A 22,905-nucleotide genomic window follows, 5' to 3' on the forward strand; every position below is an offset into this window, starting at 1 on the left:
AGCTTCGCTTCGGCGTACTTATCTGAGGACGGCCGCCGAAGGCGGCCTATGCCTCTCCCCGCAAGCGGGGCGAGGTAAGGCCAGCGCGCCGATTTGGTTGTGCCCCTCGACGAAACCGCCGCGACGGCATACCTCTTGGCGCGTGCCGCCCAACATCCAGACCGCTCTTCCGATTGAGCCAGCCGAGCTGCTGCCGGACCGCTTTCGCCAATGGTTCACGGGCCGCGGATGGTCGCCGCGCGAGCACCAGCTCGAGTTATTGGCAAAAGCCCGCGACGATCGCTCGGCGCTGTTGATTGCGCCTACCGGCGCCGGCAAAACCTTGGCCGGATTTTTGCCGACGCTGGTGGAGCTGAGTGCGGCTTCTCCTCTAGCGCGGTCTGCTCCCCACCCCCCGCGCAGTGGTGGGGAGGGGTCGGGGGTGGGGGGTGGTGCCCCAACCTCGCTGCGAGCGGCAGAGCGCGCGGAGAGGCCCCCCACCCCCGACCCCTCCCCGCCACGCGCTGCGCGCGTGGGGGGAGGGGAGAACACCGCGCTCGCTGCGCCATCACTACCCCGCACTCTCATCTCCACCGGCCGAAGCGTGCAGAAGAGCCGCGGCCTGCACACGCTCTACATCTCACCGTTGAAGGCACTCGCGGTCGATATCGCGCGCAATCTGGAAGCGCCGGTTGCCGAGATGGGGCTGCCGATCAAGATCGAAACCCGCACCGGCGACACGCCGGTTTCGCGGCGGCAGCGCCAACGGCGCTATCCGCCGGATATCCTGCTCACCACGCCCGAGCAACTGGCGCTGTTATTGTCGTCCGACGACGCGCCGTTTTTATTCTCCTCGCTCAAGCGCATCGTGCTCGACGAATTGCATGCGCTGGTCACTTCAAAACGCGGCGATCTGTTGTCGCTCGGCCTGGCGCGGCTGTGGCAACTTGCGCCGCAGATGCGCGCGATCGGGCTGTCGGCGACGGTTGCGGAGCCGGAATCGCTGGCGCGGTTTTTGGTCCCGCAGCACGAGGGCACGAACAAAGCCGCCGACATCGTGGTCGCCGGCGGCGCCGCCGCGCCTGTTGTCGAGATGCTAGACACCCGCGAAAAATTGCCCTGGGCCGGCCACAGCGCGCGCCACGCGCTTAATGAAGTCTACGAACTGATCAAACGCAACAAGACCACGCTGGTGTTCGTCAACACCCGCAGCCAGGCCGAGATGCTGTTCCAGGATCTCTGGCGCATGAACGACGACGGGCTTGCGATCGCGCTGCATCACGGCTCGCTCGATGTAGCCCAACGTCGCAAGGTCGAGGACGCGATGGCGGCCGGAAAATTGCGCGGCGTGGTCTGCACGTCCTCGCTCGATCTCGGCGTCGACTGGGGCGACGTCGATCTCGTGATCAATATCGGCGCGCCGAAGGGCGCCTCGCGGCTGATGCAGCGGATCGGCCGCGCCAATCACCGCATCGACGAAGCTTCGCGCGCCGTTCTTGTTCCGGCAAATCGCTTCGAGGTGCTGGAATGCGCGGTCGCGATCGACGCGATTGCGGAAAATGCGCAGGACACCCCGCCGCTGCGCGTCGGCGCGCTCGACGTGCTGGCGCAGCATGTGCTCGGCCGCGCCTGCGGCGAGCCGTTTTTCTCCGACGAGCTTTTTGCCGAAGTGCTGACGGCTGCACCTTATTCAAATCTCTCGCGGACCGATTTCGACGACGTGGTCGATTTCGTCGCCACCGGCGGCTACGCGCTGAAGACCTATGAGCGTTTTGCGCGCATCAAGCAGGACAAGCAGGGCCGCTGGCGCGTCGCCAATCCCCGGGTGCGGCAAAGCTATCGTCTCAATGTCGGCACCATCGTCGAGGAGGCGATGCTGAAAGTGCGGCTGGTGCGCTCGCGCGCCGGCGGTTCGGGGTCGACCGGTGCATTGGGGCGCGGCGGGCGGATGCTGGGCGAAATCGAGGAATATTTCATCGAGGGATTGGTGGTCGGCGACACCTTTGTCTTTGGCGGCGAGGTGGTGCGCTACGAGGCGCTGGCCGAAGACCAGGTCTACGTCTCGCGCGCCAACGACAAGGACGCAAAAGTGCCGTCCTATATGGGCGGCAAGTTTCCGCTCTCGACTTATCTCGCCGAGCGGGTACGAAACTTGCTGGCCGACAGGCCCGCCTGGGGCGGCTTGCCCGATCAGGTGCGCGACTGGCTGTCGTTGCAGGCGCATTTCTCGCGCGTCCCCGGCGTGCGCGAGCTCGTGGTCGAAACTTTTCCGCGCGGAAATAAACATTACCTGGTCTGCTATCCCTTCGAGGGCCGGCTCGCGCATCAGACGCTCGGCATGCTGTTGACGCGGCGGCTGGAGCGCGCCCGCGCCCGCCCGCTTGGCTTCATCGCCAATGAATATGCGCTTGCCGTATGGGGGCTTGGCGATATGTCGTTCATGATCCGGCAAGGAAAACTCGATCTCAACGCGCTGTTTGATTCCGACATGCTGGGTGACGATCTCGAGGCCTGGCTTGCGGAATCCGCATTGATGAAGCGCACCTTCCGCTCCGGCGCGCTGATCTCCGGATTGATCCCGCGCCGGTTCACCGGGGAGGAAAAAACCCGGCGCCAGGTGCTGTTCTCGACCGACCTTATTTACGACGTGCTGCGCAAGCACCAGGCCGATCATGTGCTGCTGCGCGCCGCGCGCGCCGACGCCGCGACCGGGCTGCTCGATCTTCGCCGGCTTGGTGATATGCTGGCGCGAATCAAAGGGCGAATCACCCACCGGGAACTCGACCGGGTTTCGCCGCTCGCGGTGCCGGTGATGCTGGAAATCGGCCGCGAGTCAGTTTATGGCGAAGCATCCGACGAGCTGTTGGCGGAAGCCGCCGACGAACTGGTCAAAGAGGCGATGTCGTAGAATAAAATGTTGCGCTCCGATCCATCAACATCGTCATGCCCGGGCATAGCAGTCTGCCTTGCGCAGACTGCGTACACTTGTCTGCGCTCCCGGGCATCCACGTCTTTCTTTCTCGCGAAGCAAAGACGTGGATGGCCGGGACAAGCCCGGCCATGACGAGCATTGCCGTCGATATCGCCTGTCGTCCTTCATTGAACGTTGCTGGTGTGGATCTGGTCGCCGATCTCTCCGGCGCCCTGTTCTGGGAACAGCAAAACCTGCTCGTCGTCTCCGATCTGCATCTGGAAAAAGGCTCGAGCTTCGCCGCGCGCGGCGTGCTGCTGCCGCCTTACGATACGGCCGCGACGCTCGGCCGCCTCGCCGCCGTGATCGCGCGGCACGACCCGCGCATGGTGGTCGCGCTCGGCGACAGTTTTCACGACCGCGACGCCCATCGGCGGCTGTCCGCGGCGGACCGCGACGCCATCGCAAGCTTGCAGGCGAGGCGCGACTGGATCTGGATTTCGGGCAATCACGATCCGGCGCTGCCGACCGATCTCGGCGGCGTGGTCGCGACCGAAGTGGCGATCGGGCCCATTGTCTTTCGTCACGAGCCGACTGGTGCCGCGGGCGAAATCGCCGGTCATCTGCATCCGAAAGCGCGGGTGTCGACGCGCGGCCGTTCGATGGAGCGCCGCTGTTTTGCGTCAGACGGCGAGCGCGCGGTGATGCCGGCATTCGGCGCCTATACCGGCGGCCTGAGCATCCGCGACGCGGCATTTGCAAAGATATTCCAGACGCTGGGCTTCATGGCCCATGTGCTCGGCGACGTCAGGCTGCACACCATCGCGGCGTCGCGGTGCCATTGAGCGATCCTGGATTAGCGGCGAGGTGTTTTCATCTCTCAGCTAGAGCATGAACCCATAAATGGCGGACGTCCGCTTAGGTGCCCATTCCGGACTCAATTCGGACATCAAGTGAGGTCCGAAAAGTGCCAATTTCGGAAGTGGCAAGCCTCATTCGACCACCTCGTCGGCCAGCGCCAGCACCGTCGGTGGAATTTCGAGACTGATCGATTTCGCAGTCTTGAGGTTGAGCACGAATAAATAGCGTGTCGGTTGTTCGAACGGGAGATCGGCAGGCTTCGCTCCCTTGAAGATACGATCAACCATGGAGGCGGCGCGTTCGAACGATTCTCGCAAATCCGGCCCATAGGACATCAAGCCGCCCTCGCGAACCAGTGGGTCGTACTCGTAGATCGCCGGCAGCCGGTGCACGGCGGCATAGTCGAACACGCGCTTGCGGTTGAGCATGGTTAGGGAGTCGGAAACCATCAGAATGGCGTCCGGCGGCTCGCGATCCATCACCGCGAACGCCTCGTTGAAATCGTCCGGTTCACGCACGCCCACCGCCTGCACGTCGACCACCATCGCTGCGGCCGCCTTTGCCGACGCGTCGTAGCGCAGCGACATCCCGAGGTCGTCCTTGTTCCACAACATCGCAACGCGATGAAGTTTCGGCAACAGCTCCTTGAGCAAACTCAGCCGCTTGGTGCTGAGCGTCGTCGCCACGTCCGAGATACCGGTGATATTGCCTTCCGGCCGCGCAAGGTTGACGACGAGGCCGGTCGCAACCGGATCGCCGACGCCGAACGCCACGACCGTGGTAATCCCTGCCGCCTTGGCCGCTACGGCCGTTGGATAGCCAAAGACCACGATGAGATCGACCTCGGCTGCCTTCAATTCCTCCATCAGATGCGCAAGCTGGACGGGCTGCCCAGCCGCCCCACGCGGTCCCTCGAAGGCAAGATTTTGTCCGGGCGTATAACCAAGCTTCGCAAGTCCGCCGAGCAAAATCTTCGCGAAAGGGTCGGATTCAGGCAAGAGTCCGCCGGGGCTGACGAGCGCGAGACGATAGACCTTGCCCGGCGTCTGCGCGATGGCCACACGGCGCGCTATTACCACGGTGCCGACCAGGGCGATGAAATCACGCCGTTTCACGAGCGCCTCCGTAATGATCACACGGTTACGATTCTAGCAGGCTATTGCATCGTAGGGCGCGAAATCGCAAGCGGCGGAAGTGCATTCGTAAAGTATGTGACGTCCGAAACGGGTCAAAAGCGCCGTTTTGACAGTGCGCCGATGACTTCCGGTCTACCCCTGCCGGCTCAACCGGTCGACGCAACACAGGCGCTAAATCTCTCTGCTGGGGTTTCAAATTGCAAGGTCTCACGTGGTCGTTCGTTTAGCTGACGAGCCACTTTGTTCAGGTAGGCTTGTGAGTGCACCGACAAGTCGGTGCCCTTCGGAAAGTACTGTCTCAGCAGGCCATTGGTGTTCTCGTTCGACCCGCGCTGCCACGGGCTTTGCGGATCGCAAAAATATACGTCGATTTTGGTCGCCAACGTAAAGCGACGATGATCCGTAAGTTCCTTTCCCCGATCCCAGGTCAGGGACTTATACAGCTCCTTTGGTAGCTTCTTCGCCTGCTTGATGAGCGCGGTGACGACCGTTCGGGTGTCCTTACCGGCCACCTTGGCCAACATCACGTAGCGCGTATGACGCTCGACCAAGGTCGCGATGTAGCTGTTGTTCGGCCCGGACAGCAGATCGCCTTCCCAATGGCCAGGCACCGCTCGATCTTCAACCGCCGCCGGTCGCTGGCGGATTGAGACGATATCCTTGATATGCCCCCGTCTATCGCCATCCGGATCGACCGGCTTGGAGCGACGCATCGAGCGCTTCGATCGAAGATGACTAAGCAGCTCTTTCTTGAGCACGCCACGGGTTTGTACAAATAAGCTGCGGTAGATCGTCTCGTGTGACACCTGATTACACTCGTCTTCAGGATGCGTTCTCTTCAGCCAGCCGGCTATCTGCTCGGGTGACCAATCCAATCTGAGCTTCCCCGCGACAGCTCGCCGTAGCCGCGGACTGCTCGCCAATTTACAGCATTTTGGACGACGAGCTCGCGCCCAGGCATTCTCATCTGCAAGTGCCGCTCGGTAGCGGTCATAGCCGCCATTACGGTTCATTTCCCGGCTCACCGTCGAGGGTGAGCGGCCAAGCAACTTGGCGATCGATCGGGCCGATCGATGTGCCGTAACACCTCTGGAAATCACCTCGCGTTCCGCGAGCGTCAATGCCAGCCTGGAGCGACGCCGCTCGGCAGGACGAATCCCACCATGCGGAGCCACCAAAAAATAGATCGACGATGACTGCTTACCAAAAGCGCGTCCGATCGCCTTTAGCGACTCCCCGCGCTTCCAGCGATCCCATAACTCCGTTTTCTCTGCCGCAGTAAACCCTCTATGAAATTTGTGAGCCATCAAACCACACTCCATCTCTCCTTTAAGATAAAGTGTTGCGTCAACCGGTTGAGACCACCCCCGATAAACAGACATTCTCGGTGTTCGTCTGCATGTTTCAAAAGTGCCACCACCGGACTCTTGCATCGCAGCAACTGCTTTCTATTCGATCACCTCATCGGCGAGTTGCTGGAGCTGCCACGGGATTTCGAGGCCAAGGGCCTTCGCGGTTTTGAGATTGATAATAAGCTCGAACTTGCTCGGCCGTTCGATGGGCAAATCGCCCGCTTTTGCCCCGCGCAGGATTCGATCAGTGTAACTTGCCGCGCGCTTGAACATCGAGGGAAGGTCCGGGCCGTACGCCATCAGCCCGCCAGCCTTCGGAAATGTGGTGAAGCCACTGATCATCGGCAAGCGAGCCTTCAAAGCCAGATCAACGATCAGTGCGCGCTGGGTGAGAATCATCGGCGAAGTGAGGACGATCAGCCCTTGCACGTGTGCGTGCACGGCGTGCTCGATGGCATCCCTGATGTCTTTTGCTTCTCGGACTGGCAACAATTCCGGCTTTACGCCCGACGCTTGAATCGCCGCCTCCGTCGCGCGAAGCTGTGCTGTCCCCAACGTTGCGTCCCAGAGGACCGCCACATCGGCGAGTCGTGGCATGGCTTCCTTGAGAAGCTCAATCTGTTTGCCGCCCAGTTCGGGAAGACCGAGAAATAGCCCGGTCAGATTACCTCCCGGGCGAGGAATACTTTGCGCCCATCCGTTGGCTACCGGATCGTCTTCCAGATCAATACCAATTGTGGGGATGACGCGCGTAGCTCTCATGACGGCGTCGACAGCGTGCGGGTTCGCAGCAAAAATGACGTTGCATTGGAGGCCGACAAGCTCCCGAGCTAATTCTTCAACGCGCTCTGCGCTCGCGCCATGGTACCGCGTTTCCAGAATCACCGTCTGACCAGGGACATAACCCAGTTCGCGCAACCCTTCGAAGAATGCTTGAAAATTTTCCTGGGTGCCAGCTCCGATAATGCCGATCTTTGGAAGCTTGCGCTCCAACGGTTGGCCTCGCGCCACCGGCGCCCACGCAGTTGCAGCGCCTATTCCGGCCAGAAAATCCCGCCGCCGCATGTGCCACTCCAAGGACTACCAAGTGGGATTGCTAAACTAGCACTTTGTCGTGGAGCTGTGTGAGGGCAAAGGGCATTTGCCGGGGTCGTGCGCGACAAGCGTGCGTCAACTCGTGAGGTCCGACTTGGGTCAAACTGACAAGAACTCAGTTCGAGCACATGTTTTCCGCTTTACCCCTCAAACTCGGACATTGCTCGATGCATTCGGCATGTCTCAAAAGGGCCAGGAGCGGTCATTCAAGGAAGTAGGGAGCGGATTAGCTTGCCGTGCTTTGAGTCCTGTATCAGCGAGTGAGGCTATCGATGACGGCCCCACTCGCAACGCACCCAGCGATGCCGATTGCCGAGCGCCAGCAATGCACCGCAATCCTCGCGTCGCCCACCCCCGCCCTAAGGTTTAGCCCCGCGCAGCTGGAACGATCATGACCAGGTGCTCGTTGATTTGACTCTGTGGCAAGGAGGCCGAGGTATGAGGATAATGACCGCGTTCGCTCTCGGAACGGCCCTGGTACTGTGTAACCTGGGGACGTTTAGTGCCGCAGCCCATGCGCGGAAGGCCAAAGTCGTTCGTGAACCACGGGTGAGGCTTATCGTCGTCAGGGTGCCCGTAGTAAGGCCAACTCCTTACTGGGATTCCTATATTGTTCCACGATATCGTTATCGCCCTCAGGACGACCGGATCGATCCATACGGCCCGCCCGTAGTGCCGATGGTGCGCTATGGGGCTCAAGAGGAAACGCTGCCCGGTTTTGCCGGTACCGCATTTCCTCGTTAGCAACGTTCGACGCGACGTTGCGATTGCGGGGACTATCAAGCTGCTGCAAGAACCACCTGTTCTGCCGCGGAACTGAATAGGAGGCCGAGATACAAGCGCGCGATGCTGGCGTTGTGGCTGATGACCGCTTTGGCTCATTCGCGTCGATTTTGGCATGTCCGCGGCATGTCCGGTTAGGGGGGTGATCTCGGAAATGCCGGTTGCCCCGTTTTGCCAAACGACGAAAAATTGCCCGACGGGCAAATCAGCAAGAACCTGTCCAGCCCCGCTGACAAAAATATTTCGCTTAACCCGTCGGGCAAATCACCTCTACAAGCTCGCCCCGTCCCACCCGGATGAGGGGCGGATCGCGAGTCGTCACGAACGCGCGGTGGGATGCGATGGACGCGACAGCGTCGGGCGCGCAATGGGATCGCAGGGCGGGTCTTCCCGTGAGCGATCGGCCGGCGCGCGGACGAACGATGCTGCTAACCGCCTTCGCCAGAACTCGCCGGACGGCACGAGGCCCGGCAAGACCTTTGGCGTGAGATGGTCGCGGACGGCGAAGTCGTGTGGTCCTGGCGCCCCGATGCTGGCGTCAAGTCTTGCGGAGATGCATTCGGCCCAACCGGGTTTGAGATGTATCATCGATCCGCAAGGCGACGGTGGCAAGAAAGCCCGGTCACCGGGGAGAGCACGAAGTAAGCCGTAAACCATTCGCGCGGGGAAAGCCGGAGTGATCCGGTTGAACCTGTGGTCCACTCGTGCGCTTTTTGTGCGCACGACCGCGGGTGCAATCGGCATCCGGCTTTCCCTGCGCCCTCTGTTTGCGAAGGAGGGTGAAGTTGATGCAAGCCTCGGGCGCATCGCGCCGCGAGAATGCGGACGCATATCCTCTTGCTGTTTGAAATTTGAATCCGACGTTTCAGACCTCTCCCCGCCTGCGGGGAGAGGTCGGATTTTACGCGGAGCGAAAAATCCGGGTGAGGGGGACTCTCCGCGAGACCGGTGATGCCGATAGAGCCCCTCACCCCAACCCTCTCCCCGCGAAGAGCGGGGCGAGGGAGCATACCGTCTTCGTGATTAGCTACGCCGCCTTCGCCTGCACATTGTCGCAAAATTCCGCCAGCCGATCGGCGAGCCGCAGTGTCGCCGGGCTGGCATCAGGCGACGCCACCAGCGCCACTTCCGTCCGGTCGATCGGCGCAAAACCGTCCTTCGCGGTCAGGACACGATGATCGGCCTGAACCGCGATCTCCGAGAGGATGCTGAGACCCATTCCGGCGGCGACTGCGGCCTGGATGCCGGCGAGGCTCGACGACGTATAGGCCATGTGCCAGGGGCGGCCGGCGGTTTCCAGCGCATGGATCGCGCCCGCCCGATAAAGGCAACCGACGGGAAAGCCGATCAACGGCACCGAGCCGATTTTTGCGTCGATCGGATGGCTCTTGCTGGTGACCCAATGCACGCGCTCGGACCACACCGCGATGCCGCCTTTTTCGCCGGCCGCGCGTTTGAACAGCGCCAGATCGAGTTCGCCGCGTTCGAGATCGCGCTTGAGATAGGTGCTCTGGTCGGCGCGCACGTCGAGCCGCAGGCCGGGATGCGAGCGCGAAAATGAAGCGAGCAATTTCGCCAGCCGATAGGCGGCGAAATCCTCGGGGATGCCCAACCTGACGGCGCCTTCATTGCCGGGCCGCGTCACGACATCGCGGGCTTCTTCCGCAAGCGACAATAGCCGCCGCGCATAGGACAACAGCCGCTCGCCGGCCTCGGTCGGCGTCACGTCCTTAGCCGTCCGGTTCAACAGCGGCTGGCCGACATCCTCCTCCAGCCGCTTGATCTGCTGGCTGACGGTCGACTGGGTGCGGTGAACGCGCTCGCCGGCGCGGGTAAAGCCGCCGGAATCCACCACCGAGACAAAGCTGCGCAGCAATTCGAGATCGAGCATTGGAGGGACCTATTTTAGGCCTATTCATATTTCCACTGGAAATCAGTCTATCATTTAATTTCCAAATATCAAGGCGCGGCCCTAGATCAGGGGCCAAGGAGATTCCCCAAGGAAAATTCCAATGTCCGTCGCGCCCTCGATCGCAGTTCCCCGCACCACTTTCAATCCACTGCCGATCTATATCGCCCTGTTCTGCCTGCTCTGGAGCTTTGCCTTTGTCGCGGGAAAAATCGGCGTCACATCGTGCCCGCCGCTGATCCTGCTCACCGCGCGGTTCTCGCTGGCCGGAATCCTGATCCTCGCGATTTCCGCGTTTCGCGGCGAGGGCTGGGGGTTGTCATGGCGGGATACCCTGGTGTTCGCGCTGATCGGCGTCGCCAACAACGCGCTCTATCTCGGCCTCGGTTATACCGGGCTGAAGACCGTGTCCGCCGGCCTCGGCGGGTTGATCGTCAGCGCCAATCCGGTTTTCACGGCCGGCCTCGCCGCGCTGTTCCTCGGGGAGCAACTGACCGCGCGCAAGGTCGCGGGGCTGTTGCTCGGGATCACGGGAGTGAGTTTTATCGTCTGGCACCGCATGTCGGTCGGCACCGACAGTCTGCACGGCGTCCTCTTCACGTTGGCCTCGCTGGCCTCGATCGTGCTTGGCACTATCCTATTCAAGGTGCTGGCGCCGCAGGGCAGCCTCTGGATCGGCAACGGCGTGCAGAATCTCTCCGCGGGCATCGTGCTGCTGCCGTTCGCGATGAATTTCTCGAGCGTCGATGACATCGTGCCGAGCGCGCCTCTGTTCGGCGCCTTTGCGTTCCTGGTGCTGGGCGGATCGATCCTGGCCTATCGGCTGTGGTTTCATCTGCTGCGAGTGTGCGGCGCGACCGCCGCGAGCGCCTATCATTTCCTGATGCCGCCATTGGGCATGCTGTTCGCCTGGATGGTGCTCGGCGAGCATGTCGAGTTCCGCGATTTGCTTGGGATTGTCCCGGTGGCGCTCGGCATCTATCTGGTGACGCGTCCCGCAGCAGTGCCGCAATAAGAAAACGCGGCCATAAGAAAAAGCGAGATCGAACATGAGTTCCCTTCGCATAACCCTGATCGGCGGTCCCACCGCGCTGATTGAAATCGACGGCTTTCGTCTCCTCACCGATCCGACCTTCGATGCGCCGGGCGCGTATCAATTGCCGCATGTAAGACTCGAGAAATTGACCGGTCCCGCGTTAGCGGCGGGACAGGTCGGTCCGGTCGATGCGGTGCTGCTCAGTCACGATCAGCATTCGGACAACCTCGATCATTCGGGCAAGGACTTCCTCCGTCAGGCCAAGCGCGTCCTGACCACGGAAGCCGGCGCAAAACGGCTCGGCGGCCATGTTGAGGGACTTGCGCCGTGGGCGACTACCGAATTGATGGGCAAGGATGGCCGTTCCCTGACCATCACCGCGACGCCCGCGCGTCACGGGCCGGCCGGCATCGAGCCGTTGTCCGGCGACGTCATCGGCTTTGTGCTGAGTTCGAAAGAGCGCTCACCGGTCTATATCAGTGGCGACACCGTGTGGTTCGACGGCGTCGCCGAGGTCGCGCGGCGCTTCAAGGCCGGCGTGGTGCTGCCCTTCGCCGGCGCGGCGCAGACCCGCGGTCCCTTTCACCTCACGATGGATACCAACGACACCATCGAGACCGCGCGCGCATTTCCGGATGCGGTGATCGTGCCGCTGCATACTGACGGCTGGGCGCATTTCCGCCAGAGCGCGAGTGATTTGCGCGCGTCGTTCGACACGCTCGGGTTTGGGGCGCGGTTGAAACTGCTGGAGCCCGGCGTCGCGACGGTGATCGAGCCGCCACACCCACCGGCCTCATCCTGAGCCACACGCACCGGCCTCATCCTGAGGAGCGCGCTCTTGCGCGCGTCTCGAAGGATGGCAACAGGGGTGCAAGCGTCCATCCTTCGAGACGCGGCCAAGTGGCCGCTCCTCAGGATGAGGAGCGGTATTAGTCCTTCCTGAACACGATGGACGCCATCCACCCCGTCATCAGCGCCATGAACGCCGTCACCAGCCCATAGCTGAAACCGTTCTGGCGGGCGGTGGTGGCGACGAACTGCTCGAAGCCGACTTTGACGATATCGAACGCGGTTTCGGTATGCGTCACCAGCGCGCCGTCGGAAAACAGTTTTATCTCGACGTCATAGGTCCCGATCGGCACCTCGGCCGGCAGCGGAATGCCGGTGCGGAACAAGGTCGGCGTCAGAAACGTCACCGCCGAGGTCGCCTCGCGATAGAGCCCATGCTCGGAGCGCAGCCGCACGAAGGCGCTGCGGAACGCATCGTTCGGCACGACGTCGGCATAGTCAGGCCCGACGCGCTGGGTCAGCAGCACATTGTTGAGGCCAAGCTGCTGGCGCCGCTGCACTTCGGGCGAGGCGATGGCGTCGAATGGCCGGTTGGAAAACAGCGCCAGATAGGTCGGCACCTGCAGGAACTGGCGGTAATCGGTGTTGACCCAGATGCCGAATTTACGCTCCTTGCGGCGCGTCACCATGTCGGCGCGGGGGCCGGCGACGGTGACGACAAGATCGTAATTGGTGCGCGTCGCAGGGGTGTTGGCGTCCTTTTCGACCGAGCCGAACAGCACGAGCTCCTCGCCGGAATAGTTCGGCGTCACGGTGACGCGGTGGTTGGAGACCGACACGATCAGCCGCTCGGCGTGCGCCGGAAGCGGGGCCGACGCCAGGCCCAGCGCGAGCACGACACCTGCCGATGCGAAAGGCCAGCGCGCAATCATCCGGTGCCTCCGATTTCCCGGATGGTGAAGAGATCGTCGGGGCGGATCACGAGCTCGATCGCGAAGCGGATTCCGACCGCGAGGATCAGAAGCCCGAGCAACAGCCGCAGATGCTCGCCGCGAATTTTCTGCCCGGCGCGGGCGCCGAACTGCGCGCCGGTGACGCCGCCGATCATCAGGATCAGCGCCAGCACCGCATCGACCAGATGATTGGTGATCGCGTGCAGCATGGTGGCGAACACCATGGTGACCAAAGTCAGCACCATCGAGGTGCCGATTACCGTGGAGGTCGGCACCCGCAACAGATAGATCATGATCGGGACCAGGATGAAGCCGCCGCCGATGCCCATCACCGCGCCGATGAAGCCGATGATCACGCCGACGGTGATGACCGGGATCACCGACAGATAGATCTTGGAGCGCTTGAAGCGCACCTTCAATGGCAGGCCATGGATCCAGCCATGGCTGCCCGAGCGCCGCATCGGCACGATCTTGCCACGGCGCGCGCGCAATAGCGCGCGGGTGCCTTCCCAGAACATCAATGCGCCGACGGTGGTCAGCAGCACCACGTAAGACAGCGCAATCATCAGGTCGAGCTGGCCGAGCGAGCGCAGATACGTGAAGGTGAACACGCCGAGCGCGGTGCCGACGGTGCCGCCGCATAACAGCACCAGCGCCAGCGCCGGATCGATGGCGCGGCGGCGCCAGTAGGTCAGCGCGCCGGAAAACGACGAGGCCGCGATGTGGCTGGCGACGGAGGCGACCGCAACCGCCGGCGCGATGCCGATGAAGATCAAGAGCGGCGTCATCAGAAACCCGCCGCCGATGCCGAACATGCCGGACACGAAGCCGACCGCCGCGCCCATCGCAAGGATGAGGAAAACATTGACCGGAAGGTCGGCGATCGGGAGGTAAAGCTGCACGCGCGGCTCGCTTCGAAGGTTAGCCCTGAGGCGGGCCGAAACCCCTCACGGCACTATTTTTGATGAGCGGCGTCGCTCGCCTGCCGCGCCTCTGCATAACCGAAATCGCCCGCTTGAGGGACTAAAGAATCCGCAGGGAGCGGGCTTTTTTGACGCGGGCCGCCGCTCACCTACAGGTGTGGTGAATAATTCAGATTAACGGGTCGCCTTAGGGCTTCCGGATCGGGTCGGTCACGAGGTTCATCGCCGCGGCTTCCTTGGTGCCAAGCCAGCGGACGTCCCTGTTTTGAGACATAGCCTGCACGACGGCGGAGGACACGCCCATCTTCGTCATATAGTTCAACAGGAACCCTGCAACCCGCTGAGTGTCGGCAACGGGGTCGCGCATCGGAGCCGTAGCCTCAAACTGGTGGACCCCCAGCATAGAGCCCTCCACGCCATAGCGTATCTTGCCGCCGGCATAGACCAGCACGCAGGCGCTGGCACAATAGGCGGGGCGGACCTGGCCCGACCCATCGGCGACGCCGACCGCAGTCACCAGTCCGCGCGATCGAATGATTTCGCCCATGATCACGGCCTGATTCAAGTCGCCGCCCGGAGAAGACAGCAACACCGCGTCGCCGGCATCGAGATGGCCTTCATTGAGCCTGTCCCGGAACCAGTTCGCGGTGGCGGCGCCGATTTCCCCGCTGATGGCGAGCGCGCGCCGGCCATGGCCCGAGCCGTCGAAATCGGCAAGGGGGATCAGCGCCGAAGTCATGCGTGGGGCGAGATATGATTCCTTCCAATAGGCCCAGGCCTCCGGCCGCGACAGGTCCCGGTAGGCCCGGATGCCGACGCCACTCGCCAGGAGAACAAACATCACAGCTGACCACCAATGCCGCTTGATGCCGATGGCAGGGGGTCGCCGCGCTGCAGGCTGGTCTGTAGGCTTGCGCGGCGGTGCTACCCGAGGTCCGGTCGGCGACCTCTGGTATTCATCTCTCTCGTCCTGACGATCATCGAAAGACAAATGACCCTCTCGGCAGTCAAGCTGTCCCGGACGTCGAACCTCCGGGCAGTTATCGCGTGCGCGCTCAGTGAGGCGCTTGTCTACACGGCTTTATCGCTGGGGTATATGACGGCAATGCCGGGCGGCATCGCCAATGGGATCAGCGCGCGGCGGCGGTGCGCTTGGCTGAAGCCGGCTTCGCGGCGGGCTTTGCAGCCGGCTGCGGCGGCGCCGCGTCCCATCCGCCGGCCGGCGTTGCGACGTTGACGGCGTCGTCGGGCTGGGGTTCTGCGGTAAAGGTCTGGATCGCGAGCTTGGCCGCCGCCAGCGACTGGGCGTCGAGGCGCTTGGCAATATCGTCGCGCTTGCGCCCGGCATCCACGTCGCCCTGCGCCGCCGCCAGGCTGAACCATTTGAAGGATTCGGCGAGGTTCTGTTCGACGCCGATGCCGCGGGCATAGAGGATGCCGAGGTTGAACTGGCTGTCGGCGACGCCGCGGTCGGCCGCCTTGCGGAACCATTGCGCAGCGTCCTTGTAGTTGGCGCCCTTGTCGCCGCCGTCGGCGTCGAGCACGGCCAGATTATGCATCGCCTTGGCGTTGCCGCGCTCGGCCGCCTGGATGTAATAGCGCCGCGCGGTATCGACGTCCTTTTTCACGCTCATACCTTTTTCATAGAAGGTACCGAGCCTGAAGATCGCCGGCACGACGCCTGCCTCCGCCGCGCGGTCATACCATTTCGCGGCCTCGTCGTAATTCGGAGCGACGCCCTTGCCTTCGGCGAAACGCACGCCGATTTCGTAGGCCGCGGTCGGATCGCCCTTCAGCGCGGCCGCGCGCAGCACCGGTCCGCCGATCGTATCCGGCAGTCTTTCGGTCGGCGGCACCTGCGCCATCGGGAGTTTGCCTTTCGCCGACGCCGCAGCGCCGGTCGGAAGCGCGCTGGTGACATCCGTGGCGGACGACGGCGCGGCGTCCTGCGGGATCGCGGCCGATGCGGTGCCGTCGAAAAAGTTGGGGGCGGAGTTATTGAGCGATTGCCGTCCGATCGGCGTCGGCGAGGTCATCGACGGCGACGCCGGGCCCGGCGTCGCCGGCTTGGCGCTGTCAGGCGCGGGCGATTGGTCCGGGGCTTGCGGCTCGCTCGAATTCTCCATGGCAGGCGGCTGCGGCGACACGCTGCCGCCGTCGAGCAGCGACATCGTCACCTTAAAGGCGCCCAGTACGATCACGACCACGCTGGCGCCGACCAGGAGCGAGCGGATCTTGGAGGTGATGTTCGACGGTTCCTTGGCCTTGTCGCCGGCGACCTTGAGCGGACGGCCGGCCTTGTCGGTGGGCGGCGCGGCCGCGGCGGCCTGGGCGGCGCGGCGTGCGGCGGCGATGAAGCTTGCGGTAGAGACCGGTCCGGGCGGCGGGCTCGCCGGAATTCCGCTGATCGCGCTTTCGGAGGCCGCGATGCGTTCCGATGGCGAAGCCGCGCGCCCGACCGGCCTTGTGCCGGGCTCAAGCGGGTGATCGGGCGGCAGATCGGGCTCGATCGCCGCTCGCGAGGGCGCGGCGCTATGCGGCTCCAGGATTTCACTGATGGCGCGCGGCGGCACCGGAGCTGCGGCCGGCACCGATGGCGGCGCGGCATGAAATTCGCGCGGGGCGGCGGCGAAAGGCGCCTGCGCCGAGGCGGGATTGGGCAATTCGGGTCTCTGTTCCGCGGCCATCGGGACCGGCGGCGCCTCGATCTCCGGCGCTTCGAACTGCGGCGCTTCAGCCTGCGGCGCTAGCGCCTGCTGGGCCACGGCCTGCGGCGCGGCGGCGCGCGGTGCCGGCGGCATTTCCGGCGGCGGCGCAACCGGCGCGGTGCGAACCGTGCGCAGATCGCCTTCGATCATCGCCAGCCGATCAACCACATGGCCGAGCGTGTTGTGCACGGCTTCGAGCGAATCCTGGGTGTGGCGGTCGGTCTCGGTCTGGCTGTAACGGATGTCGGACAATTCGCGCTTGACGATGTCGATCAGGCCAGAGTCCGCCGGCTCGGGAGCGCTGCGCTGGCTGGTTTCGGCAAGCGCCGCAACCGCCGCATGCTGGCGTTCCAGATGGCGCAGAATGTCCTGCAGCCCGTCCTCGACCCGGCCGAGATTGCCGGCGCGGTGATCGCTGGAGGCTTCCAGCCGTTCCAGCAGATAAGACACCCGCTGTTCGAGATGGGCGAAGGCCGAGGCGCTGTCATTGCCGACCGGCATCCGGTCGAGGCGGTCGGACAAAGCGCGCAGCGCACCCTCGATCTGCTCGGAATTTTCGCGTTCGCGCGGCCGCTCGCGGCTTTCCAGCGTCGAGGTCAGCGCCGCGATGCGCTGCTCCAGGATCGCGAAGGAATCGCTGTTGCCCTCGGAGCGGGAAATCTGGTCGACCTTTGCCGACAGCGTGCGCAAATCGTCGCTGAGCCGGACCAGCGCGTCGTTGGAAGCGACATTGGAGACGATGGCGCGCAGCGCTACGATGGCGCCTTCGAGCTGGCGCACTGTCGAGGGATCGTCGTTGGCGCGCAGGATCAGGTCGAGCTTGGCGCCGAGATTGCGGATCGCCTCGTCGTAGCCGGCCAGTTGCTCGGCCGGGGTCAGCGAGCGCAGCACTTCGCGGATTTCAGAAAGCGCGCGCTCGATGCCGGCCAGCGCCTTGGCGTCGATGCCGCTCTGGCGGCTGTCGTCGATGCGGCGTGCCAGCGAGCGGACTTCGTTCTCGATCGATTCGATCGCCCGGCGCGGCATCGCTTCGGTGATGGCGTGACGGATTTCCGCGAGTTCGCTGCGGAACGCGGCGATCGATTGTTCTGTCCCGTCGGGGCGCTGCAGCGCCTCGATCTGGCTCGTGATCTTGAACAGATGGCGCTCGAGCGAGGAGAAATCCGGACCCGGTGGCGTTGCCGGCGGCATCGGCATCGGAGGGGACACTGGCATCGCCGGTGCCAGCGGCATCGCCGGCGCGATCGGCGGCGCGGCGCGCGACGGCATCTGCCGCGGTGGCGCGTCAAGTTCGTTCTGGCGCGCGGCGATTTCCGCGATCGCCGAGTCGAACGACGCAGGGCTCAGCGGCGGGGAGGGGCGATAGACCTGGCTGGCCGCGCCCTCGACCATCTCGGACTGGCGCTGCCTGTCCTTGAGCTGGGATTGTCTTGCGGGCGCGGGGTTTGAAATCTGCGACAGCCGGGCGTCGAGGCGCGAGATCGCGTCGTTCAACTGACGGGCGACGCCTTGTTCGCCGCCGCGCGGGGCGTCGTTGCGCGGAGCATCGCTGCGCGGAGCATCGCTGCCCGGCTTGGGCTGCGAGATCTGTTCGATCTGCCGGGTGATGGCGTCAAGCCGCTGATGGATATCGGCGACGTCGCGGCTTTCCTGGCTCGGCATCAGCGGCCGCTGATCAGCCACCCTTTGATCTGACATGGCGCGAAAGTTCGGAGGGGTGGATTCGCCGATGGAGGAATTGAGCCAGTCGTTCAGCGACATGCCGGCGCGCCGTGCGGCGGCCTCGGCCCGCTCGCGGACAGATGGATCGATGCCTTCAACACTCCACGATACGCGCGAATTCATGATTCCGTCCGGTTTCGACTCCGGCGCCCCACCTAGCGCCTTCAGCCTCCCCGCGCGTCCCTGGAGGAGAGACAATCGAATTCCGCGCAGGTCGTCTGCCTCTGCTGCTGACTTTTTCGCGTTACGGTAAAGAACCGGTTAAGGAATTGGCCGGCCGGCCCGGAAAGTTGCCCTAAATCCCCGAAATCGATCGAGGTTCCGTCGGCGCCGGACGCAAGGCTCAGCCGTTGTGTTCGCGTTGGTTTGCGTTGATCGGCGTGACATTCGCCCCGATGGCGGTGGCCGAGAGGGTGTGGAGCGCCTCTTCGCACCACTCCACCACGGCCCGCTCGTGACGAAGGCCCAGGCGAAGCCCGAGCAGCTTGCCGGTATCTGCGGGCGATGTGGCGCCGTCAGCGAAGCGCTTTCGCAGGATGCGCTCATAGCGGGCGAGGCGGTCGCGATGGTACTCCAGCCGCGCCATCAGGTCGGCGCGCAACGGGTCGATGTCGACGCTGTCGAGCGCGTACAGCCGCACTAGCAGGTCGTCCTTGATCGACGGCGGGCTGCTCGGCCGGGCCGCCCAGTGCCGCAAGCTCGCTTTGCCTTCGGCGGTCAAGGTGTAGACCAGTTTGTTGGGCTTGCCCGACTGCACGACCTCGCGGCCCTGAACGTGGCCGCGATCGCGCAGTTTGGTGAGCTCGCGATAAATCTGCTGGTGGTCGGCCTTCCAGAAGAACCCGATCGACGCATCGAACGTCTTGGCGAGCTCATAGCCCGTCATCGGACGTTCCGTCAGGCAGACCAGGATCGCGTCACCGAGCGCCAAAACGCCAACCCTCCGTCCTTGCACCCCTCGTATTCTTGACTTTATGCATAAAGGCGCATATGCGTCAACGTGCATAAGCTTTGGTCTCGCTCAAAAATGGAAAAGCCATGCCGCTTCCAGCCTCGCTGCAGGGTCGACTTGAGCTGCCGGTACTCGGCGCGCCGCTGTTCATCGTGTCGGGGCCTGAACTCGTCATCGCCCAATGCAAGGCCGGCATCGTCGGCTCGTTTCCGGCCCTGAACGCGCGCCCGGTCGAGAAACTCGACGAGTGGCTAACGCGGATCGAGAACGAACTCGGCGAATACCAGGCGCTGCACCCGGAGAAAAAAGTCGCGCCCTACGCGGTCAACCAGATCTGCCACGTCTCCAATGACCGGCTAATGCAGGACATGGAGACCTGCGTAAAGCATCGCGTTCCCATCATCATCACCTCGTTGCGGCCGCCGTCGGAAATCGTCGAGGCCGCGCATTCCTATGGCGGCGTGGTGTTCCACGATGTCATCAACGTCAAGCACGCGCGGAAAGCCGCCGAGCAGGGTGTCGATGGTCTGATTCTGGTTTGCGCCGGCGCCGGCGGACATGCCGGCACGCTGTCGCCATTCGCGCTGGTGCGCGAAGTGAAGCAATGGTTCAAGGGCACCATCCTGTTGTCGGGCGCGATCGCCGACGGCTGGAGCATCGCGTCCGCGCTCGCGCTCGGCGCCGATCTGGCCTATATGGGCACCCGCTTCATCGCGACCGAAGAAGCCAATGCCGATCGGGCTTACAAGAACGCGCTCACCGCGCATGCCGCGCACGACATCGTCTATTCGAACCTGTTCACCGGCGTGCACGGCAACTATCTCGGGCCGTCGATCGCGGCCGCAGGCCTCGATCCCAACAATCTGCCGGTCGCCGACAAGTCGAAGATGAATTTCGGCTCCGGCGGCAACATGAAGGTCAAGGCGTGGCGCGACATCTGGGGCTCCGGACAGGGTATCGGGCAGATCACGGACGCGCCGCCGGTCGCCGAACTGGCGGAGCGGCTGAAGCTCGAATTTGCCGACGCCAGCGGCGATTTTGTAAAGCGGATCAGCGCTTGAGCGCTTGAACAAAACGCGATGTCGGGCAGCCGCAAATGCGGCCGGAATTTCACGCAACGGGAGACGTCCGATGAGCATGACCGGCCTTGAGAAGTGGTACGGCTACATGAAGTCCCACGACGACGCGGCGCTGTGGGATCTGCTTGACCCTGACGCGGTGTTCGAAAGCCCCGTCGTGCACACGCCGCAGCGCGGGCGCGACATCACGTTCAAATATCTTTCGAGCGCGGGCAAGGTGCTGGGCGGCGCGGGTTTTGTCTATACCGGCGAATGGCGGAGCGATGCCGGTGCGGTGCTCGAGTTCGAAACCGAGATCGACGGAATAAAACTCAACGGCGTCGATATCATCCGTTTCGGCGACGATGGCCGCATCACCCATTTCAAGGTGATGGTGCGCCCGCTCAAGGCGATCAACCTGCTGCACCGGCTGATGGGAGAGCAACTGGCGAAGTAGTGACGTGAATTTGCTCAAAGGCTGCTTCGAAAACTGCTTTGGGCCACCGGAATCGGCTAAGGTCCATTTCTGGACCTTAAGCAATTGCGGCTCTGCAAAATCTGCCCTAAACGAAGCCTGCTGAGCAGGCCCCGAGAGGACATCATGCCGATCTACAAAGCCCCGGTAGAAGACGTCAATTTCCTGCTCAACGACGTGTTTCAGATCGACCGCTACGACAATCTTCCCGGCTTTTCCGACGCCTCCGCCGATGTGCGCGAGGCGATTTTGTCGGAGGCCGCAAAACTCAGCGAGGAAGTGCTGCAGCCGCTCAATCGTGTGGGCGATATCGAGGGCTGCACCCGCCATGACGATGGCAGCGTGACCACGCCGAAAGGTTTCAAGGAAGCCTTCAAGCAGGTCGCCGAAGGCGGTTGGCTCGGGCTGTCGGCGCCGACTGAATATGGCGGTCAGGGCTTGCCGGTGACGCTGAGCCAGGCCGTCAACGAATTCCAGATCTCGGCCAACATGGCGTTCTCGATGTATGCCGGCCTGACCATGGGCGCGACCGCGGCGCTCGTGGTGCACGGCAAGCCCGAACAGAAGAAGATGTTCGTGCCGAAGATGGTCGCCGGACAATGGACCGGCACCATGAATCTCACCGAGCCGCAATGCGGCACCGATCTCGGCCTGTTGCGCACCAAGGCGGTCAAGCAGGCCGACGGCAGCTACAAGATATCAGGGACAAAAATCTTCATCTCCGCCGGCGAGCATGACCTCGCAGAAAACATCATCCATCTGGTGCTCGCCCGGATCGAGGGGGCGCCCGCCGGCATCAAGGGCGTGTCGCTGTTCGTGGTGCCGAAGATTCTTGTGAATGCCGACGGGTCGCTCGGCGCGCGCAATGGCGTGTCCTGCGGCTCGATCGAGCACAAGATGGGCATCCACGGCAATTCCACCTGCGTGATGAATTACGACGGCGCCATTGGCTGGCTGATCGGCGAGGAAAACAAGGGCATGCAGGGCATGTTCGTGATGATGAACGAGGCGCGGCTCGGCGTCGCCGTGCAGGGCCTGGCGCAATCCGAAGTCGCCTATCAGAACGCGGTCGCCTATGCGCGGGATCGCCTGCAGGGCCGCGCGCTGACGGGGCCGAAGGCACCCGAAAAACCGGCCGATCCGATCATCGTGCATCCCGACGTGCGCCGCACGCTGCTCACGATCCGCGCCTTCAACGAGGCGGCGCGCGCGATGGTGGTGTGGACTGCGCTCAAAAGCGACGTCGCTCATCGCTCCCCCGACCCCAAGGATCGCCAGGAGGCGGACGACCACATGGGGCTGATGACGCCGGTCATGAAGGGCGTCTTGACCGACGTCGGATTCTCCAACGCGGTGCTGGCGCAGCAGATGTATGGCGGTCACGGCTATATCGCCGAGCAGGGCATGGAGCAGTTCGTGCGCGATGCGCGCATCGCCATGATCTATGAGGGCGCCAACGGCATTCAGGCGCTCGATCTCGTCGGGCGCAAATTGCCGCGCGACGGCGGCCGCGCCGTGATGACTTTTTTCGGCGAGGTCGCGGCCTTCGCCAAGGATCACGTCACTGAGGAGGGGATGAAGCCCTATGTCGCTCCCTTGAGCGCAGCCCTTGGCCATCTGCAGCAGGCCACCACCTGGCTGATGCAGAACGCGATGACGAAGCCGGACAATGCAGGTGCTGCCGCCACCGACTACATGCAATTGTTCGGCCTCGTCACCTTCGCCTATATGTGGGCAAAGATGGCAAAGGTGGCGCTGGACAAGATTGCGGGCAGCGGCACCACGCCCTATCTGACCACCAAGCTCGTGACCGGCCGCTTCTTCATGGAACGGATGCTGCCGGAAACCTCACTGCACCTTGCGCGCATCCAGACGGGATGTGCGACCACCATGGAATTGGCGGCGGAAGCGTTCTGACCGGTGGCGCGATGTCGGCAGCCGAGGCGATCCTTGCGGAGTTTCGCGCCTTCGGCGTCGGCCGTCGACGCGACATGTTTTGTGCTCGATCAGCGTTCGACATCGTCGACCGCTGCGCGCGCGATGGAGTTGGCGTTCTCGGCATCGAGGGATTTTATCTGACAGACAAGATGACAATGCCGCAGCCCGATCATATCCTCGACCTCAGCGTCAATCCGCGCGCCTATGATGCTGCCCGCCATTTTCTTCGCTTGGGCGAAGGACTGCCTCTGTTCTACGAGTTCACGTTGGACGATGATGCGGTGAAAGGATCCGTTTAGCCCGCATTATGACGTTCTCGACATTT

17 protein-coding genes are annotated in these 22,905 nt (G+C 63.3%); 8 read left to right on the forward strand and 9 right to left on the reverse strand.

Features of this window, described 5'->3' with window-relative positions; all coding sequences use genetic code 11:
- Positions 1 to 142: 142 nt before the first annotated feature.
- Together B5526_RS22715 and pdeM are read left to right on the forward strand one after the other, a co-directional pair.
- Positions 143 to 2,887 carry a ligase-associated DNA damage response DEXH box helicase gene (locus tag B5526_RS22715; protein WP_079545201.1) on the forward strand — a complete coding sequence of 915 codons (2,745 nt, stop codon included), beginning with the start codon at positions 143 to 145 and terminating at the stop codon, positions 2,885 to 2,887.
- Between the two features lie 152 nt (positions 2,888 to 3,039).
- The gene (gene pdeM / locus B5526_RS22720; protein WP_154071394.1) at positions 3,040 to 3,735 is read left to right on the forward strand and encodes a ligase-associated DNA damage response endonuclease PdeM; all 696 of its coding nucleotides are present in this window, start codon (positions 3,040 to 3,042) and stop codon (positions 3,733 to 3,735) included.
- A gap of 147 nt (positions 3,736 to 3,882) precedes the next feature.
- On the opposite strand, the gene B5526_RS22725 is transcribed toward pdeM, so the two are convergent.
- The 4 genes from B5526_RS22725 to B5526_RS22745 form a co-directional block, all read right to left on the reverse strand.
- Positions 3,883 to 4,866, reverse strand: a complete 984-nt coding sequence (locus tag B5526_RS22725) for an ABC transporter substrate-binding protein (protein ID WP_172842087.1) — start codon at positions 4,864 to 4,866, stop codon at positions 3,883 to 3,885.
- Positions 4,867 to 5,033: 167 nt separating this feature from the next.
- Positions 5,034 to 6,194 (reverse strand): IS30 family transposase, encoded by a 1,161-nt coding sequence (locus tag B5526_RS22730; RefSeq protein ID WP_079544668.1) that lies wholly within the window; start codon positions 6,192 to 6,194, stop codon positions 5,034 to 5,036.
- Positions 6,195 to 6,335: 141 nt separating this feature from the next.
- Positions 6,336 to 7,304, reverse strand: a complete 969-nt coding sequence (locus B5526_RS22735) for an ABC transporter substrate-binding protein (protein ID WP_079541821.1) — start codon at positions 7,302 to 7,304, stop codon at positions 6,336 to 6,338.
- A gap of 1,840 nt (positions 7,305 to 9,144) precedes the next feature.
- Complete coding sequence (locus B5526_RS22745; RefSeq protein ID WP_079541825.1) at positions 9,145 to 10,008, reverse strand: LysR family transcriptional regulator; 864 nt, start codon at positions 10,006 to 10,008, stop codon at positions 9,145 to 9,147.
- A gap of 121 nt (positions 10,009 to 10,129) precedes the next feature.
- On the opposite strand from B5526_RS22745, the gene B5526_RS22750 reads away from it, so the two are divergent.
- Both B5526_RS22750 and B5526_RS22755 read left to right on the forward strand, forming a co-directional pair.
- The gene (locus B5526_RS22750; protein WP_079541827.1) at positions 10,130 to 11,041 is read left to right on the forward strand and encodes a DMT family transporter; all 912 of its coding nucleotides are present in this window, start codon (positions 10,130 to 10,132) and stop codon (positions 11,039 to 11,041) included.
- A 34-nt stretch (positions 11,042 to 11,075) separates the two neighbouring features.
- Positions 11,076 to 11,864: an MBL fold metallo-hydrolase gene (locus tag B5526_RS22755; RefSeq protein WP_079541829.1), complete on the forward strand. Its 789-nt coding sequence runs from the start codon at positions 11,076 to 11,078 to the stop codon at positions 11,862 to 11,864.
- A gap of 127 nt (positions 11,865 to 11,991) precedes the next feature.
- Here the strand turns inward: B5526_RS22755 and B5526_RS22760 are convergent, their stop codons facing one another.
- The 5 genes from B5526_RS22760 to B5526_RS22780 form a co-directional block, all read right to left on the reverse strand.
- The gene (locus tag B5526_RS22760; protein ID WP_079541832.1) at positions 11,992 to 12,783 is read right to left on the reverse strand and encodes a TIGR02186 family protein; all 792 of its coding nucleotides are present in this window, start codon (positions 12,781 to 12,783) and stop codon (positions 11,992 to 11,994) included.
- A complete protein-coding gene (locus B5526_RS22765) occupies positions 12,780 to 13,706 on the reverse strand; it encodes a sulfite exporter TauE/SafE family protein (protein WP_079541834.1) in 927 nt (308 codons plus the stop codon). The genes B5526_RS22760 and B5526_RS22765 overlap by 4 nt, the downstream gene beginning before the upstream one ends.
- A gap of 208 nt (positions 13,707 to 13,914) precedes the next feature.
- On the reverse strand, positions 13,915 to 14,568 hold the full coding sequence (locus B5526_RS22770; RefSeq protein WP_349642784.1) for a hypothetical protein: 654 nt from the start codon (positions 14,566 to 14,568) through the stop codon (positions 13,915 to 13,917).
- Positions 14,569 to 14,857: 289 nt separating this feature from the next.
- On the reverse strand, positions 14,858 to 18,280 hold the full coding sequence (locus B5526_RS22775; protein WP_079541838.1) for an SEL1-like repeat protein: 3,423 nt from the start codon (positions 18,278 to 18,280) through the stop codon (positions 14,858 to 14,860).
- Between the two features lie 220 nt (positions 18,281 to 18,500).
- On the reverse strand, positions 18,501 to 19,088 hold the full coding sequence (locus tag B5526_RS22780) for a PadR family transcriptional regulator (protein WP_079541840.1): 588 nt from the start codon (positions 19,086 to 19,088) through the stop codon (positions 18,501 to 18,503).
- A gap of 107 nt (positions 19,089 to 19,195) precedes the next feature.
- Between B5526_RS22780 and B5526_RS22785 the strand changes: the two genes are divergently transcribed.
- The 4 genes from B5526_RS22785 to B5526_RS22800 all read left to right on the forward strand — a co-directional run bounded on the left by B5526_RS22785 (position 19,196) and on the right by B5526_RS22800 (position 22,879).
- Positions 19,196 to 20,170 (forward strand): NAD(P)H-dependent flavin oxidoreductase, encoded by a 975-nt coding sequence (locus tag B5526_RS22785; protein WP_079545202.1) that lies wholly within the window; start codon positions 19,196 to 19,198, stop codon positions 20,168 to 20,170.
- Positions 20,171 to 20,246: 76 nt separating this feature from the next.
- Complete coding sequence (locus tag B5526_RS22790) at positions 20,247 to 20,624, forward strand: nuclear transport factor 2 family protein (protein ID WP_079545203.1); 378 nt, start codon at positions 20,247 to 20,249, stop codon at positions 20,622 to 20,624.
- A gap of 144 nt (positions 20,625 to 20,768) precedes the next feature.
- Positions 20,769 to 22,559 carry an acyl-CoA dehydrogenase C-terminal domain-containing protein gene (locus B5526_RS22795; protein WP_079541842.1) on the forward strand — a complete coding sequence of 597 codons (1,791 nt, stop codon included), beginning with the start codon at positions 20,769 to 20,771 and terminating at the stop codon, positions 22,557 to 22,559.
- Positions 22,560 to 22,570: 11 nt separating this feature from the next.
- Entirely contained in the window at positions 22,571 to 22,879 is a 309-nt protein-coding gene (locus tag B5526_RS22800; RefSeq protein ID WP_079541844.1) for a hypothetical protein, read from the forward strand.
- The last annotated feature ends 26 nt before the right edge of the window (positions 22,880 to 22,905 follow it).

The organism is Bradyrhizobium lablabi (genome assembly GCF_900141755.1).
In the GTDB taxonomy this organism is placed as follows: Bacteria; Pseudomonadota; Alphaproteobacteria; order Rhizobiales; family Xanthobacteraceae; genus Bradyrhizobium; species Bradyrhizobium lablabi_A.

Excerpts from the sequence above, each read along its gene's own strand:
- pdeM (WP_154071394.1), top strand. The coding sequence starts at position 3,040 with ATGACGAGCATTGCCGTCGATATCGCCTGTCGTCCTTCATTGAACGTT.
- B5526_RS22730 (WP_079544668.1), bottom strand. The coding sequence starts at position 6,194 with ATGGCTCACAAATTTCATAGAGGGTTTACTGCGGCAGAGAAAACGGAG.
- B5526_RS22735 (WP_079541821.1), bottom strand. The coding sequence starts at position 7,304 with ATGCGGCGGCGGGATTTTCTGGCCGGAATAGGCGCTGCAACTGCGTGG.
- B5526_RS22745 (WP_079541825.1), bottom strand. The coding sequence starts at position 10,008 with ATGCTCGATCTCGAATTGCTGCGCAGCTTTGTCTCGGTGGTGGATTCC.
- B5526_RS22750 (WP_079541827.1), top strand. The coding sequence starts at position 10,130 with ATGTCCGTCGCGCCCTCGATCGCAGTTCCCCGCACCACTTTCAATCCA.
- B5526_RS22755 (WP_079541829.1), top strand. The coding sequence starts at position 11,076 with ATGAGTTCCCTTCGCATAACCCTGATCGGCGGTCCCACCGCGCTGATT.
- B5526_RS22760 (WP_079541832.1), bottom strand. The coding sequence starts at position 12,783 with ATGATTGCGCGCTGGCCTTTCGCATCGGCAGGTGTCGTGCTCGCGCTG.
- B5526_RS22770 (WP_349642784.1), bottom strand. The coding sequence starts at position 14,568 with ATGTTTGTTCTCCTGGCGAGTGGCGTCGGCATCCGGGCCTACCGGGAC.
- B5526_RS22775 (WP_079541838.1), bottom strand. The coding sequence starts at position 18,280 with ATGAATTCGCGCGTATCGTGGAGTGTTGAAGGCATCGATCCATCTGTC.
- B5526_RS22785 (WP_079545202.1), top strand. The coding sequence starts at position 19,196 with ATGCCGCTTCCAGCCTCGCTGCAGGGTCGACTTGAGCTGCCGGTACTC.
- B5526_RS22790 (WP_079545203.1), top strand. The coding sequence starts at position 20,247 with ATGACCGGCCTTGAGAAGTGGTACGGCTACATGAAGTCCCACGACGAC.
- B5526_RS22795 (WP_079541842.1), top strand. The coding sequence starts at position 20,769 with ATGCCGATCTACAAAGCCCCGGTAGAAGACGTCAATTTCCTGCTCAAC.
- B5526_RS22800 (WP_079541844.1), top strand. The coding sequence starts at position 22,571 with ATGTCGGCAGCCGAGGCGATCCTTGCGGAGTTTCGCGCCTTCGGCGTC.